Source organism: Streptomyces sp. NPDC015532 (assembly GCF_043078065.1).
Classification (GTDB): domain Bacteria; phylum Actinomycetota; class Actinomycetes; order Streptomycetales; family Streptomycetaceae; genus Streptomyces.
Map to the genome: position 1 here is coordinate 291,665 of NZ_JBIBSY010000006.1, position 15,660 is coordinate 307,324.

General features: G+C 70.5%; 14 protein-coding genes. 8 read left to right on the forward strand and 6 right to left on the reverse strand.

The window, feature by feature from the left end; all coding sequences use genetic code 11:
- Positions 1–262: 262 nt before the first annotated feature.
- The 6 genes from ACF07B_RS21560 to ACF07B_RS21585 all read left to right on the forward strand — a co-directional run bounded on the left by ACF07B_RS21560 (position 263) and on the right by ACF07B_RS21585 (position 5,200).
- Entirely contained in the window at positions 263–823 is a 561-nt protein-coding gene (locus tag ACF07B_RS21560) for a TetR/AcrR family transcriptional regulator (RefSeq protein ID WP_392180113.1), read from the forward strand.
- A complete protein-coding gene (locus ACF07B_RS21565) occupies positions 820–1,713 on the forward strand; it encodes an aldo/keto reductase (RefSeq protein ID WP_392180114.1) in 894 nt (297 codons plus the stop codon). Before ACF07B_RS21560 ends, ACF07B_RS21565 begins: the two co-directional genes overlap by 4 nt.
- Positions 1,714–1,802: 89 nt before the next feature.
- Entirely contained in the window at positions 1,803–2,822 is a 1,020-nt protein-coding gene (locus tag ACF07B_RS21570) for an NADPH:quinone reductase (RefSeq protein WP_392180115.1), read from the forward strand.
- Between the two features lie 175 nt (positions 2,823–2,997).
- Positions 2,998–3,675 carry an SMI1/KNR4 family protein gene (locus ACF07B_RS21575; RefSeq protein ID WP_392180195.1) on the forward strand — a complete coding sequence of 226 codons (678 nt, stop codon included), beginning with the start codon at positions 2,998–3,000 and terminating at the stop codon, positions 3,673–3,675.
- Positions 3,657–4,055, forward strand: a complete 399-nt coding sequence (locus ACF07B_RS21580; protein WP_392180116.1) for a DUF4440 domain-containing protein — start codon at positions 3,657–3,659, stop codon at positions 4,053–4,055. Before ACF07B_RS21575 ends, ACF07B_RS21580 begins: the two co-directional genes overlap by 19 nt.
- 509 nt (positions 4,056–4,564) lie before the next feature.
- Positions 4,565–5,200: a TetR family transcriptional regulator gene (locus ACF07B_RS21585; RefSeq protein WP_392180117.1), complete on the forward strand. Its 636-nt coding sequence runs from the start codon at positions 4,565–4,567 to the stop codon at positions 5,198–5,200.
- Between the two features lie 303 nt (positions 5,201–5,503).
- Here ACF07B_RS21585 and ACF07B_RS21590 read toward each other — a convergent pair whose 3' ends face one another.
- From ACF07B_RS21590 to sigJ, 6 genes are all read right to left on the reverse strand, one after another.
- Positions 5,504–5,797: a DUF1330 domain-containing protein gene (locus ACF07B_RS21590; protein ID WP_369480484.1), complete on the reverse strand. Its 294-nt coding sequence runs from the start codon at positions 5,795–5,797 to the stop codon at positions 5,504–5,506.
- 112 nt (positions 5,798–5,909) lie between these two features.
- Complete coding sequence (locus tag ACF07B_RS21595; RefSeq protein ID WP_392180118.1) at positions 5,910–7,364, reverse strand: MFS transporter; 1,455 nt, start codon at positions 7,362–7,364, stop codon at positions 5,910–5,912.
- A 26-nt stretch (positions 7,365–7,390) separates the two neighbouring features.
- Positions 7,391–7,849 (reverse strand): MarR family winged helix-turn-helix transcriptional regulator, encoded by a 459-nt coding sequence (locus ACF07B_RS21600; protein WP_392180119.1) that lies wholly within the window; start codon positions 7,847–7,849, stop codon positions 7,391–7,393.
- A gap of 221 nt (positions 7,850–8,070) precedes the next feature.
- The gene (locus tag ACF07B_RS21605; RefSeq protein WP_392180120.1) at positions 8,071–9,135 is read right to left on the reverse strand and encodes an AraC family transcriptional regulator; all 1,065 of its coding nucleotides are present in this window, start codon (positions 9,133–9,135) and stop codon (positions 8,071–8,073) included.
- Positions 9,136–10,761: 1,626 nt separating this feature from the next.
- Positions 10,762–11,961, reverse strand: a complete 1,200-nt coding sequence (locus tag ACF07B_RS21610) for an NAD(P)/FAD-dependent oxidoreductase (RefSeq protein ID WP_392180121.1) — start codon at positions 11,959–11,961, stop codon at positions 10,762–10,764.
- Between the two features lie 112 nt (positions 11,962–12,073).
- Positions 12,074–13,018 carry an RNA polymerase sigma factor SigJ gene (gene sigJ / locus ACF07B_RS21615; RefSeq protein WP_392180122.1) on the reverse strand — a complete coding sequence of 315 codons (945 nt, stop codon included), beginning with the start codon at positions 13,016–13,018 and terminating at the stop codon, positions 12,074–12,076.
- Between the two features lie 584 nt (positions 13,019–13,602).
- On the opposite strand from sigJ, the gene ACF07B_RS21620 reads away from it, so the two are divergent.
- Positions 13,603–14,286, forward strand: a complete 684-nt coding sequence (locus ACF07B_RS21620) for a hypothetical protein (protein WP_392180123.1) — start codon at positions 13,603–13,605, stop codon at positions 14,284–14,286.
- Between the two features lie 5 nt (positions 14,287–14,291).
- Complete coding sequence (locus tag ACF07B_RS21625) at positions 14,292–15,653, forward strand: hypothetical protein (RefSeq protein ID WP_392180124.1); 1,362 nt, start codon at positions 14,292–14,294, stop codon at positions 15,651–15,653.
- Positions 15,654–15,660: the final 7 nt, after the last annotated feature.

The window sequence follows — 15,660 nt, forward strand, 5'->3', positions numbered from 1 at the left end:
CGATCCGGCCAGTCAGCCGCCAGTCAGTCGCTGGAGCGGACGAGGGGCGTGGATGACGAACGGTGGGACAGCCCTTGGTACCCACGTCGCGGCCGGTGACCTCCTGGCCGAAGCAGTCGCAGAACTTCGGAGAGGTCCCAGCGCCGCGCGTAGTCCACGGCCGGGCTTGGCCACCCGTGAACCACATCAAGCTAAACAGAGCCGCGACTCTGTATGGTGGACTCTTCACGCAGAGCAGTGATTCCTTTTGCTGGAGGGTGCAGTGCCGCGGCTTACCGACGCACGCAAGGAACTTCGGCGCTCCCAGATCACCGAGGCCGCCGTACGCTGCTTCAGCCGCAACGGCCTGGAGCGGACCTCGATCGCCGACATCACGGCCGAGTCCGGCCTCTCGAACGGCTCGATCTACGCCCACTACCGCAGCAAAGCCGACCTGGTCCAGGCCTCCGCCCACGCGGTGCTCACCAAGCGCGCCGAAGCCCTCGGCGACTACGCCGCGAGCGACACCCCGCCCGACCCCGACGAACTGCTCGCCCGCCTGATCGCCGCGATCGACCCCGCCGAGGCCCGCGTCGGTGTGCAGACCTGGGGCGAGGCGACCACCAATCCGGCCATCCACGGCATCGTCGTCGACACGATCGACCGGATGCGCGCCATGGTGCACGACTGCGTCATGGCCCACCTGGTCAAGGCCGAGCACCTCGACCCGGCCGAGGCCCAGGAGCAGGTCGCCCCGATCACCGACCGGGTGATGGCGCTCTACCTGGCCGAACTGCTGCACACCGCCTTGCGAACACCACCGCCCGAGGAGACAGCGTCATGACCACCTCGACCGCTTCGTTAGCCGCCCGCACCGTTTTCCGGATCGGTTACGGCGCCTTGCAGCTCGAGCGCCTGCACGACCGCCGCAGCGACGCCGTCGCGCTACTGCGCCGCGCGGTCGAGCTGGGCGTCGACCACGTGGACACCGCCGAGTTCTACGGCTTCGGTTTCGCCAACGATGTGATCCGCGAGGCGCTGCGCCCCGAGGACGGCGTCCTGGTCGTCACGAAGGTCGGTGCCGACCCCGACCCGGGCGGGCCGCAGCCGCTGCGTCTCGCGCAGCGGCCCGAACAACTGCGCGCCGGCGTCGAGGACAACCTCCGAAGCCTCGGCACCGACCAGCTCCCGGTGGTCAACCTGCGCCGTCTCGACTCCGGCCCCGGCCTGCGCCCTGACGGGGACCAAGTCGTCGACCTCGACGACCAGCTCGCGGTGATGACCGCCCTGCGCGACGAGGGGAAGATCGGCGCGATCGGCCTGAGCAGCGTCACCCTCGACGGCCTGCGCCGCGCCCTGCCCGCCGGCGTCGTCTGCGTCCAGAACGCGTACAGCCTCGTCTCCCGCGACGACGAGGACCTGCTGCGGCTCTGCGCGGCCGAGGGCATCGCCTGGGTGCCGTTCTTCCCGCTGGGCGGGGCCTTCCCGAGCCTGCCCAAAGCAACCGACGAGCCGGCGGTGCACGCCGTGGCCAAGTCCCTGGGCGTCACACCCTCCCAGGTCGGCCTCGCCTGGCTGCTGCACCACGCCCCGAACGTGCTGCTCATCCCCGGCACCGCCAACGCCGCTCATCTGGAGGCCAACATCGCGGCCGGCGAGATCACCTTCGACGCCGCGGCCCTCGCCACCCTCGATGCCATCGAGTCCCGCTCCAACGAAGTCCCCATCGGCTGACCGGAACCAACCTGGCCCGGCTCGCGGCCGCAGCCCGGGCGCCCGGCCACGGCGCACAGCCCATATCCGCCAAGGATCAAGGACAGATCATGAAAGCCATCGTCTACCGCGACAACGGCGGCCCCGAGGTTCTTCAGCTGGTCGACCGTGACCTGCCCGTGCCCGGCCCCGGCGAGGTCCGTGTCCGGGTCGCCGTGTCCGGAGTCAACCCGACCGACTGGCAAGCCCGTTCAGGCGTCGCCCATGCCAAGCTGTTCTCCGAGGTCACCCCGCACCTGGACGGTGCCGGTGTGATCGACGCCGTGGGCGAGGGAGTCGAGCGGAGCCGGGCCGGCCAGCGGGTCTGGCTGTACATGGCAGCCGCCGGGCGGCCCACCGGCACCGCCGCCGAGTACACCGTCGTACCCGCCGAACGGGCCGTACCGCTGCCCGACGACGTCGCCTTCGGCCTCGGCGCCTCACTCGGCGTCCCCGCGCTGACCGCTCATCGCGCGCTCACCGTCGCCGAGGACGGACCCGGCCGTCTCCATCCGGGGGCGCTCGACGACCAGGTCGTGCTCGCCGCGGGCGGGGCCGGGGCGGTCGGGCACGCCGTGATCCAGCTCGCCCGCTGGGCCGGCGCCACCGTGATCAGCACGGTCAGCGGCCCGGAGAAGGCCCGGCTGGCCACCGCCGCCGGTGCCCACCATGTGATCAACTACCGCGAAGGCGACCCTGCCACCGAGATCCGCAAGATCGCCCCGGACGGCGTCGACATCATCACCGAGGTGGCGCTCGGCGCGAACCTCGCACTGGACCTGGCCGTGCTGCGGACGCGCGGCACGATCGCGACGTACGCCAACGACGGCGGCAAGCCGGTCGAACTGAACGTGCCGCAGAACATGGTGCTCAACGCACGTCTTCAGTTCCTGGTGCTCTACACGGCCGGCCCGGAGGCACGCGCCGTGGCCGTCGAGGACGTCGCCGCCGCGGTCCGGGACGGCGCCCTGCCGGTCGGCGAGGAACACGGTCTGCCGCTGCTACGCCTCCCGCTCCACCGCACCGCCGACGCACACCGGGCAGTGGAAAGCGGCACGGTCGGCAAAGTCCTGGTGGACATCACGTCCTGACACATGGCCGGCCGCCGTGCCGACATCTGCGCGTAGCCGCCGGCAGCACGCCGCAGCACCCCCAGCCGCAGGCTCGCCGAGCGCCGGGGCCGCCGGTAGGGTCGGGCGCCATGACCGACTGGATCGGGGTGCTTGATCGGCTCTGGCTCTGGCCGCAGTGCCGGGCAGCGACAAGGTGTTCGGAGCGAGGGCGCACGGCTTTGCGCTCCATGCCACGCTGACCGCCGCCGAGGTGGCCGACCTTGAGGCGCGGCTGGACGTTCACCTGCCCGAGGACTACCGCTCGTTCCTCCTGCGTGTGGGAGCCGGCGGGGCCGGCTGGTCGTCACCGGATCGGAACGCGGCCGAATGTGGCGTGACCCGCGCTGCAACGGCACAGATCTTCATCCGATGCGCGACACCGACGGCCTTCCACTGGACTTCGCCAGTTGGTACCTCGGGTGGCTCACAACCGCCGAGGTGGCCTGCGGCCTGGACCGATAACAAGAGGTCCGCTGCCGATCTTGAAAACACGCGACTCGACGCCTGTCGCCCGATTCGGGCGCTCGGCTCGTGCGTACTTGGAGACAGGGCCCGCTGCACAGCTCGTGAATGTCGAAGTCCACGAGCAGTTGGAGGCCCTGTGCCGCCGTCTTCCGCGCTGCCCTCGGATCCGCCCAACTCGGTTGCCCGACGGTGTGATTGTCTCGCGCACGGGCGGGAACGCGGCCGATCACGGGGACCGGGTGCGACGCCAAGCAGCGATCCTGCCAGGCCCGGCCCCGTTCTGCGATGGAGGCCCAGGCGGCGTCGAGGCAGGCGGTGTCCGGCCCTGTTTCGCGTTACCGTCGCGCCATGTCCAAGAACGAGATAGACGCAGTGACCACGGAGTTCTTCAGCGCGTTCGACAACCGGGGCGGCAAGGCCGCCGACGTGGACCGGATCAGTCGGCTGGTTCTCCCGGGTGGCGTGATCGTCAAGACCGGCCCGGAGTTCACCGTCTACACCGTGGACGAGTTCATCGAGCCCCGCCGTCAACTGCTGGCCGACGGCAGCCTGGTCGAGTTCTCCGAGTGGGAGACCTCCGAACGGACAGAGATCGCGGGCGATATCGCGTCGCGGTTCAGCAAGTACAGCAAGTCCGGGATCTTGGACGGCCGGCGGTTCGAAGGAGAGGGCACAAAGACCATCCAGTTCGTCCGCATGTCACAGGGCTGGCGGATCTCCGCGGTCGCTTGGTACGACGAGCCCTGACCTCCGCAAGGTCTCACCGCGACCCACGGGCATGGGTTGATGACGACTCCCCTCCCCGGGCCCTGCGCAGCCGCTCGCGCCCGACGGGCGCGGGGCGGGCTGTCGCCCTTGGCGTCGGGTGGCGACTCCGAGGCCGACATGTCAGTGGCGCCGGTTATGCAGGTTGGTGCCGGTGAGCCGACACGCTTCTACGTGACGATCCATCAGAACGCTTACACCGGGCCCCCTTTGTCGAACCTCGCGGAGGGTGGCAGGCTCGTCGCCAAGCGCGCTTCCGCCGACTCCCGGGCGGGACCGGCGGAGGCGCGCGGCAAAGGGCAGTCCAGGCCGTCGTTGTACGGACGCGGCGTCCATCTCCCGAAGCGGTCAGAACACGTACGGGCGGATGCGGCTCCGAGTGACGGCGGCCCGGCGTCGCAGAGTGGCTCCGTCGTACGACAACCCGCGCGGACCTCCCTCACAGCACCACGTGCGCGAGCACCCCGCGTCCGTCATGGCACACTGCGGTCATGTCTGACGGCCACGCCTCCGCGACACCAGATTCCCGGCCGGATCCACCCCGCGTGGCCTGGCGCAAGCACATGCGCGAGCGGGTCATCACCGAGGCCAGATCGCTGGCTGCCGAAGACGGCTGGGACCGTGTCAGGGTGGCTGACCTTGCCCTGCGGGCCGACGTGTCGCGCCCGTCGATCTACAAGGAATTCGGTGACCGGGCGGGGATCGGCCGCGCCCTGGTGGAGTACGAGACGGACGCGTTCCTCATCGGGCTCTCTGCGATACTGGACTCCCACCGCGGTCGCCTTGCCCCGGCGCTGGAGGCGGCCGTGGCCCACACCCTGGAGCAGGCGGCGGTCAACCCGTTCATCGGCGCCGTACTGACCGCCACGCGCGGCAGCACCGATGCCCTGCTGCCCTTCCTGACCAGCAGGCCCGAGCCCGTCTTCTCCAACAGTCGGCGACTGCTCTGCGCGTGGCTCGGCGAGACGGCCCCGCAAACCGCCGAGGACCGCCGCACCGCGGCCGCCGATCTGGCCGTACGCCTCACCCTCAGCCACCTGCTGCTGCCCGCCCACGACCCTGCAACGACCCCACGGCACATAGCTCGGACCGTCTGCGCGGTCCTTGGTGTGCCGGAGCGGAACTGACCCGCGTACGCCACCCGTTGGGGCCGAGGGGGCGGAGGCACGTTCTCCTTCTCCAACATCGCGACCCCGAACCCCGGCGCCGCCCTGATGACCCACATCGGCCGCTGGAACCTCGTCGAACGCACCCCCGCCAGATCGAGGGCGACGTCCGTGCGGCCGCCCCGCCGGGAACCGTCGCCGGACCGGACATCACCGCCGATGCCACCGGCGCCTGACGCTCTTCGCGAAGGTGCGGCGCGCTGACGAGCCGGGGTGATCCCCCGCAGTCGGCTTCGCGTTCGTCGCCGACTGCAGTCTCGATCGTCAGTCGAGGCCTTCGATGATGCGGAAGTCGCGCTCGACACCGTCAGCAAGTACGGCCAGTGCCTCCTGGTAGGCCGCACTCGCGCGTGCGGCGACCGCCTGTTCGAAGCTGTCGAACTCGATCAGGATGGTGCGCTCGGCGATTCCGGCGTCGTGTGCGACGACCCGGCTGCCGCGGGAGAGCAGCCGCCCGCCCGCGGCCTTGACGGCCGGACCGGCCAACTTGTCGTAGGCGGCAAGCCTCTCAGGGTCTGCGATGGTGCGGTAGACGCTGACCCAGTAGCCCTTGGCCACGGTACCTCCCGTGTTCGGAATTGATGATCAGAAGCATGCTCGGATCCATGGCCGGCGCGCTGTGGGTCAGCGAGCCGACGGAGACGGCGTCGAAGTCGGACGGCTTCGATCCTCAGCTTTCGGTTCGACTCGACCGGCCCAGGCCCGGCACACCGACTGGGGCTGTGATCGGATTGGTCTCGGGTGGGCGAAGGCGGGCGAGGGCGAGGCCGGCCATCGCCGTGAACGCCATCGCGGCGACGCCGACCAGCGCCGCGGTCGTGTAGGCGTCGTCGTCCGGGAAGAGGCGGCCCGTGGCGGTGCCGGCGGCCAGGATCAGACCGCCGATGGCGCTGCCCAGGGAGTACCCGACGCTGCGGACGACGTAGTTGAAGCTCATGGCGCTCGACGTCTCGCTCTTGGGGGTGACGGCCAGGATGACACCGGGCATGGCGGCCGAGAAGCTGCCGACACCGAAGCCCAGCACGCCCATCGCCGCGAGCAGTTCGGCCAGGTTGGACCGGGCGGTGGCGAACAGGACGAACCCGCCGCCGACGATGGCGGCGCTGCCGGCCAGGAGCAGGGGGCCGTCGATCCGTTCGCGGACCCGCGGCGTGAGCTTGCCGGCGACGAACCCCAGCACGGAGAACGGGATGAGGACCAGCCCCGCCACGAAGGTGGTCAGTCCGAAGCCGTAGCCGGCGCTGTGCGGCGTCTGCGCGTAGCGGGTGATGAGCGTGAGCAGGAGGTACATGCCGCTCCCGCCGACGAACATGGCGATGTTCGCCCCGGCGACCGCCGGATGCCGTACCGCCCGGACGTCGACCAGCGGCGTCTTGGTTCGCAGTTCGGAAACGGTCCAGACGCAGAGCAGGAGCACGGCGGCGACGGCAAGGGTCACCGCCACGGCGAGGTGTCGGCTCCACAGGCTCCTCTCGCCGGCCAGGAACAGGACGAGGAGCAGTCCACCCGCCAGGACGAGCGCACCAGCCACGTTCACGTGAGCGGAGCGGCCTTCGGGAGCTGCGGGCATGGAGCGCCACGCGGTCACGAAGGCGATGGCGGTGACGAGCAGGCCGAGGCCGTAGGCGGCCCGCAGTCCGCCGAACTCGGCGAGCAGCGCGGCCAGCGGGTAGCCGACGCCGGCTCCGATGATGGAGACCACTGAGATCAGGGCGATCGTGGCCGCGCTGCGCTCCTCGGGAAGATGGTCGCGGGCCACGCCCATCATCAGCGCCGTGAGACCGAGTCCGACGCCTTGGGCCGCTCTGCCCACGAGCAGCCAGGCGAACGGCAGCGGCAGCACGGTGAGCGCGCTGCCGGTGACGACGATCGCCAGCGTGGCGAGAATCGTGGCCCGCCGGTGCGGACCGGCTCCGAGCCGGCCGAGGACGGGTGTGGCGACGGCGCCGCTGAGCAGGGCTATGGTCAGCGTCCACTGCGCGCTGTCGAGGGAGACGTGGAACGTGGTCGCCACGCTGGTGATGAGCGGCGTCCCGAGGCTGGCGACCGCCGCCACGACCAGGGCGATGAACACCAGGGCGGGGACCAGCAGACGTGCCTCGGAACGTATCAGGGCAGTGCTCATGGGCTGGTCCTGAGGCTGGGCCGCGGTCACCGGTCCGACCCCTCTCGGGCGTGGCTTTCGAGCTCCGCCAGATGCAGCAGCGCCGGAAGGGCCGCTGCCAAGGCCTCGACCTCGTCACCGGTGAGTTCGTCGATCAACCGCGCGTACGCGTCGACGCCCGCCTGGCGTCGCGTCCGGACGTACGACGCGCCGGCCTCGGTCAGGCACACCAGCGTGACCCGCTTGTCGGACGGATCGCCCTTCCGCTCGACCAGCCCGGATTCCTCCATCACCCGGACCAGGACGGTCATCGCGGGCTGGGTGACGCCCTCGGCCACCGCCAGATCGGTGATCCGTCGCGGGCCGGTCTTGTCCAAGGTGGCCAAGGTGGCGGCGGACGTCAGGCTCATGTCGCGGGGAAGGCGTCTCACGGCCCTGGTGGCCAGACCGTAGAGGGCTGACCCGATGGCATCGGAAGCGCCGTGCGCGGCGTCTCGGCGACTCATGTCTGAAGCATAGCGGATTTATATGAATCCTTTATGCATCCCCCGATAGGGGTTCGGCCATAGTTGGCTTACAACGCGTTCGCGTGAAGATGAACGGCGCCGGTTTTGATCGCCCTGCGCAGGCGGGCGAACCGAGCAGGGCGTGGTGGACTCCGTCGCCCTTGAGGGGGTCGGCCCTCATGGCGAGGAACGAGTCATGTCTCTTCCGCGGTGGGGCCGCGTCATGAATCCGGGATGTGGTTCCGTGGGGCGACCGCGGCGGGTTCGAGCGGTTCGTCGGCCTGGCGCATGGCGCGTATGCGCCAGTCGCGTGCGCTGGAGCCGAAGCGTTCCCGGAACCATCGGGAGAACGCGCTCGGCGACGAGAAGCCCAGCAGGCCCGCCACTTCCGCCAGTGAGCGATCCCTGTGAGCCACGAGCCGTTTCGCCAGCTGGACACGGGTGGTGTCGAGCAATGAGGCGAACGACTCCCCCGAGGCTGCCAACTGACGGTGCAAGGTGCGGCTGTCGACATGGAGGCTGCGCGCGACCTGCTCGATGGAACACCGGCCGGCGGGCAGCAACGCCTCGATGAGGGCGCGTACCCGCTCCTCCATCGGCGTCTGCGTGGGCTGATCCGTGACCATGTCGAGGTAGTGGCGGGCATAGGCGAGGAGTTGCGGGTCCGCGTCGGGGTTCAAAGTGTCCAGGTCGTCGGTGTACAGCACGATCCCGTTGAAGGCGCGGTCGAACTCCACCCGGCAGCCGAACATGCTCCGGTGGTCTTCCTGATCGCGTGGCGCCGGGTGCGTGAAGCAGACAGTGAGAGGCCCCCACCCGCTCCCTAGCGAGTCCCGCAGGATGCGGTGGTAGACACCCACAGTCAGCTCGACCGCCTGCCGCGCCCGCACCGTCTCCGCCAGCCGCAGGTTCACGATGATCGTGGCCAGGCCGCCCTCCTCGCTGAGCGCGCAGTTCAGGGCTTCGTTGTAGAGACTCTGGTGCCGAAGCAGGACCTCGATGGCGCTGCGCAGGTCCGGCTCTTCCCGGATCACGAGACTGATGGGGCCGAGCGTGGACGGGCGGCGCAGACCGGACATCTCCAGGGCGAAAGCGGATCGGCCGGATGCCTCCGCTGAGATCTCCAGCAGCCGGGCAACCGCGCTCGCGGGGATCCACCTGTCCTGGTCCGCGAGGCTGTCAGGCTCAAGGCCCGCGCGTACCAGCAGCGCTTCCGAGGAGATATCCAGAGCGCGGCACAGGTCTGTGTAGCCGCTCAGGGCCGCGCTGCGAACGAAAGGCTCCATAGGCACCTCCCCTCCATCAAAGCATCCTCTCCACCCCCCTGCCTTCGCGCTGACCCGGCGCACTCCACGGGCACGCACCCTGGGCACTCAGGGTCACCCACTGTCAGCACCGTGTCCTCGCGAGCGGACGACAAGCGCGGACGGTGGTGCTGCCGGAGCTCGCAGAACCCTCGATGGCCGCTGCCAAGCACGCCCGCGAGCGACCAGTAACACCGGGATCAATCCGCGAGGCCGCCGAGCGCGTGGTGGCCTCCGTCGCTTCTGAGCCGGCAGTCGCGCCCGCAGCATGGTCACCAGTTTTCCGAAGCAGCATGGGCTCAGACGGTGAACGGGGCCATCCAGACACCTCAGGGCTCTAACGCGTCGAGTCCTCGTCGGTGAATCCGTGATTTCCCCAGCGGTTCCAGAGCGTGTGATGCCAGGCGTCGGCCTTGGGGCCCGGGCGGATCACTGGCGGCAGAGCCCCTGGGCTGGTCTCGATCAGGTGCAGCAGCGACCAGGCGACGCCATAGCAGTCGTCGGGGCCGAAGCAGGCAGCCAGAGCACGCGCCTCGTCAGGTGTGACTGGCGCGGAGATGGCTTCGAGTTGTCTGTATCGCGGGTCGATGACGGCACGGATTCACCAGTCACGCCGCGAGCCTCTCAGCCCTGGATCGGACCACGAACCTCACATGGCCTCCCCGCCCATCGTGAGGCGGCGACGCCACCAGAGGTCGGCACGCCACTGCCGACGATCGGCGAAAGGATCAGGGAGAGTGCGCTCAAGGTAGACGGCGTCCAGGGAGGCCACGCGGTGCTTCAGCTCGGCGCGGGACCGTGAGGGCAGTTGTCGCAGAACCTCCTCAAGGACGTCGCGGGCATGCCTCACATCGTCGAAGGAACAGCCGCGGCACGAGCAGTGGGCGTCCTGGGGATACAAGGGCCGCCGCCCCGGCGGTTGCGGGAACGCTCGATAACGTCGCAGCGCGAAGGCAGTGGCGCCGGGGAAGACGTAATAGTCGTCCGAGAGGCGCTCCACTCGATGTATCCCCAGGCTGGTAAGGGCGGAGAGCCCAGGGATCCGACTCGGCGGCGGGTCCTCCCAGACGCGAGAACCATGGTGCTGGGCACGCAGAGCGCCAGGCCGTCTACGCGGCATCGGCCCTTCGGTATGCGGTCATGGCCGTCATCCTGCCAGCCTCATGCCCACGCAGCCAGGGATTAACGGGACAGGCCATGGCGGATCAGGCGACTCGGCCCAGTGAGCGGGCCACACGACTCTCGCAGCACCGCCAACGGCTCCTCCGTCGATCGTGACCGTCCCGGCCTGGAGCAGGGAATTCGCGGCGGGGTGTGGTCCATCGCTGACCAGCCGGAACGCGGGGCGTGGTCAGCCGCGGCGCAGCAGCATGACGACAGCGACGATGATGATGATGAGGACGACGGTTCCCAGGCCTATGTACACGGGTTTCTCCTTCTCTTCGGGAGCGGCGCCCATTGGTGCCGCAGGGACCGAGTGCCCTGCTCCGGGCTTTTCAGCCCACCCAGATGGTTCGCCGTGACCAAGAGACCCTCGTCCTGTCCCGTCGCGCCGTCCGAGCCCCAGGGCTGCGGCCTGGGGCTCCGGTCGGTTCGGGTGGGGCGGGGTCAGGCGGTCGTCGCCTCCGCGCGGGCGCGGTCCTGGGGCTCCTGCCGTACGACGCGGCGGCGCCGGGACGGCAGGCCCACCGTCGGGTTGGCGACGCCCCAGGCCGCGCCCTTGCAGATCAGCTCCTTGTAGAGGGCGGCCACGCGGCCCGTCAGGGCGCGGTCGACCGCTCGGTCGTCGGCCGTGACGAACTGGATCAGGCCCTCGCCGCGGCCGAGGGAGACGCACTGCTGGAAGTAGCGGATGGAGACGTGGGGGACCTTGGTACCGGCGAGGCGGGCCGCGATGGCGTCGGCCGCCTGCCAGGCCATGGGGACGCCCGAGGCGCAGGACATACGGAGGGGCTTGTCGTTGGGGCCGATGGCGAGCGCGGCGTCGCCGACGGCGTACACATCGGGGTGGGAGACCGAGCGCATCGTGGTGTCGACGACGATCTGACCGCGGTCGGTGACCTCCAGGGTGGTGGCCCGGGCGATCGGGTGGACGGCGAAGCCGGTGGTCCAGACGGTGACCGCGGCGGGGACGGTCCGTCCGTCGGCGGTCGTCACGCCGTCCGCCGTCACAGTGGTGACCGCCGCGTGCTCGTGAACCTCGATGCCGAGCCGGTCGGTCACCTTCCGCACGTGGATGCGGCCCTTCTCCGAGAGCCAGTCGCCGAGTGCGCCGTTCGCGGCCAGGGAGACGTTGAGGTCCGGGCGGGCCTCGGCGATCTCGGTCGCTGCCTCCAGGCCGGTCAGTCCGCCGCCCACGACGGCCACGGCCATGCCGGCGTCCAGGGCGGCAAGGCGGTCGCGGAGGCGGAGGGCGCCCGGGCGGCTGGCCAACTCGTGGGCGTGTACGGCGCTGCCGGGGACGTCTCCGTCGTTCCACCCGCTGCCGAGGGCGTAGACCAGGGTGTCGTAGGCGAGCTCGGCCGGGCCGTCGGCGCCGGTGACGGAGACCGTCCTGCGGTCCGCGTCCACGGCGGTGACCTTCGCCAGCCTCAGCTCCACGCCCGTGCCCGCGAACATCTCGCTGAACGGCCGGCGCTTGAGGTCCTGGCCCGTGGCGAGCTGGTGCATCCGGACGCGCTCGACGAAGTCGGGCTCGGGGTTGACGAGGGTGATGGTGACGTCCTCGCGGCGCAGCCTCTTGGCGAGGCGGCCGGCGGCGGTGGCTCCGGTGTATCCGGCTCCGAGGACGACGATGCGGTGCTGCATGTCCGTGCTCCTGTCTGGGCGGGTCCGCCGTTGTCCGGCGTGGTGTCGCCCCTTGAACCGGGCAGCCCGGCGTTTCCTGACAGGATCGACATGTGACCTGCGCCACATCACGTCAGAGGGTGCAGAGCGGCCCGTCCCCAGGGTCGGTCGCGGTCCACTGCCGCGTCGCGCGGACGAGTTTGTCGGGGTTGACCTGGCTCCGGACGGCCACGATGCCCTCCGCGGTGACCTCCAGGCAGGTGATCCCGACGACCCTGCCGTCCACGACCGCGACGATCGCGGGCCCGCCGTTGGCGGTCGTGGCGTACATACCGGCCGCGCCGCCGATGTACTTCCGCTTGGCGTCGCTGGGCTTGAACAAACCGCGCAGGAAGGTGGCGACCGCTCGCGCGCCCTCGAACGCCTTGGCGCGGGCGGGGATCTTGCCGCCGCCGTCGCCGACCGCGACGGCGTCCTGGGTGAGCAGGCGGACGAGAGGCTCGGTCCGGCCGCTGGTCGCCGCCGCCAGGAACTCCTCGACGATCCGCCGGGCGGCGGCCTCGTCGACCTCGGTGCGTGCCGTGCCCTCGGCGACGTGCTTCTTGGCCCGGTGGTAGATCTGCTGGCCGGCCGCCTCGGTGATGTCCAGGATCTCGGCGATCTCCCGGTGCGGGTAGTCGAAGGCCTCCCGCAGGACGTACACCGCCCGCTCCTTGGGCGACAGGCGCTCCAGCAGGACGAGGACGGCGTACGACACGGACTCGCGCTGTTCGGCGCTGTCGGCGGGGCCGAGCATCGCGTCCCCGTCGAGCAGGGGCTCGGGGAGCCACTGTCCGACGTACGTCTCGCGCCGCGCGCGGGCCGAAGTCAGCTGATTGAGGCAGAGGTTGGTGAGGACCTTGGTCAGCCAGGCCTCGGGCACCTCGATCCGGCCGATGTCGGCCGCCTGCCAGCGCAGGAACGTCTCCTGTACGGCGTCCTCCGCCTCGCCCGCCGAGCCGAGCAGCCGGTAGGCGATGGCCTCCAGCCGGGGCCTGGCGGTCTCGAACCGGTCCACGTCACTCGCACTCAGGGCCATGCCCGCGATCTTAGGCGTCGCCGCGCAGGATCGGCAGGCGGCCCTCCGTCCGGCAACGACCGAGGTCTACGGGCTCGTTGGCGGACCGAGCCGCGCCGCGCGACCGGCGCGGGGGCCCTGCGCCGCCCCCGAGGACCCGCCGCCGAGGACAAGCGCTCCGACCTGACCGCCACCACGGTCGGTGCCGTCGCCGATCGCGAGGACATGCGGGCCGCCCACCGCGATCCCGGATGTCCGCGCGAAGGTGAGCGCGGGCGTGCGCGTGGGCGAGAGCGGTCAGCGTGAGCGCGGATGTGCGGCGCCTGCCGCGGGCGTCGCCGCCCGAGCGGCCTCGCGCCCGGCCGCGGTGCCCGCGCTCCCGGCCGCCTTGCGGGCCGCCCACGCGGTGCCGCCCGCGAATGCCTCACGCGCTCGCGAAGGTCGTGGGACGGGCTTCCCCGGGCCATACGTGTGAACCTGGGCCGCGCCCCGTGAGCTGCGGCGTGCCGCAGGGGCTCCCGCGGCGGCTTGCCTTTTAGCTGGAAGCCGTCCCGCGGCCCAGCACGGGAGGGCCCGCCTGATCGACGCGACCGGAGGAGTAGACATTGGGCGCACAACGATCCACCGTGATGGCCCGTGCCGCGGCCGTGCGCCGTATCGACGCACTGTTCCAGGCCATGGAGACCGACTTCCTCCTGCGGGAGCAGTTCATCACCGGTCCGTCCCAGATCCTCATGGACTACCTCGCGGGCCCTTCCGTTCCGGAGGAGCAAGCGGCCCTCACCGACCGGCTCATCTACTCGGTGTTCGCCAACCCGAAGCTGCTGCGCTGGTTCCAGGAGTACGTGCACCGTCACACCGACGAGGTGCCCACCGGTGGGCAGTTCCTCGCCGACTTCTGCGAGGCGACCGTCAGCAACGGCGCCCGGGACGTCGTGGCCACCCTGCTGGAGGGATGCACGGCGGAATCCGGAATCTACGGGCTCACCGATGACCTGCTGCACTACTTCGTCAACCTCCATGTCGCGCAGACCATTTGCGACGACAGGGCTGCCGAGCAGGGCGGAGAACCGGTGGCGGACCAGGAGGACGTCGGCATCCAGGCCCGGGCCGGCACCACCCCGTTCGTGACCTCCATCACCTGGACCACCTACGTGCACGTCCAACAGGAGGCCGGCGAGCAGGCGTTCAGCGCGCACTTCGTGCCCCCGTACGCCGCCGTGACCCTCAATGGGCTGGCCCGCTACGCAGTTGAGCTCCAGGCACGCGACGTCTTCCGGCTCGGATGATCCGCGTGGACACGCCCTGGGACGCCGGAGCGGTGGTCGCCCGCGCGAGGGCGACCGCCAGAGCCGGCCGTACCGACGAGAGGACGCGCGTTCTGGGCGACGCCCTTCTGGCCGACCCCCAAGACCACGCCGTGCGACGTGAGTTGGCACTGGTGCTGGTCGCCTCGGACCGCCGGGACGAGGCGCTGCCGCTGTTGCGCGACGAACCGCGCACGGGTGCCGACGGATGGGCGTGGGCACCGGACGTGCTCAACGCGGCCTTGGAGCGAAGCGACTTCCCGCTCGCCGAGGGGTGCGCCGCGCTCTTCGCCCAACTGCGCTGGGGCGATTCCTCCGAACCCGCCGCTCGCTCGGCCGTCCCGCTGAGCGTGCCCAAGTTGCGCCACGACATCGACCAGATGCGCCACCTCCGACGCCTCGGGGTGCTGGGCACGGAATACAGCCGCGTCATCGACGACTACCGAAGCGTGCACGACCGACTGGCGGCCAAGGGGCCCGACGCCCGGGAGCCTCTGGACTCCGATGCCAACCGGTGCATCGCCGACACCTACAACCGCCTGCTGCATGTGCGCGACACACCGCGCGTGGCGCGTGCCCTGTCCGGGCGCTGGGATCCCGCAACCGTCGAGGAGCAGTACCTGGCGAACGCGCCCGGCGTGGTGTACGTGGACGACTTCCTCACCGCGGAGGCGCTGGACGAGCTGTACCGGTTCTGTCTGGAGTCGACGGTGTGGTTCGGCAACCGGTACGCGCACGGCCGGGTGGGCGCGCTCATGCAGGACGGGTTCACCTGCCCTCTGCTCATGCAGATCGCGGAGGAACTGCGCGCCGCCCTGCCTCGGCTCATCGGCAGCCGCTATCCCCTGCGCCAGATGTGGGGCTTCAAGTGCGGCCCCGAGGTACCCGCCGATGTCACCACGCACGCGGACTTCGCGGCCGTCAACGTCAACTTCTGGGTCACTCCGGACGACGCGAACGCCGACGAGCGGTCGGGCGGCCTGGTGGTACACGACCTCGACGCACCCTTGTCCTGGGGCTTCGACACGTACAACGGCCGCCAGGACCTGATCCGGCCGTTCCTGCAACGCCGGCGGGCCCGCAGCATGACCATCCCCTACCGGCAGAACCGTGCCGTCATCTTCAATTCCGACCTCTTTCACGCGTCGGACGCGGTCTCCTTCCGCCCCGGCTACGAGAACCTCCGCATCAACGTGACCATGCTCTACGGCGACCGCGAGGCGGAGGTCCACCATCCCCGGCTGTCAGGACCCGGAACGACCGGCGTCACACCGGCGTGGCGGTCGGCGGCGTTCACCCGCGCGGGCAGGAAGGGTGCCCCCGCACGGGCATCACGCGGAGGCGGGTAGCACGGTC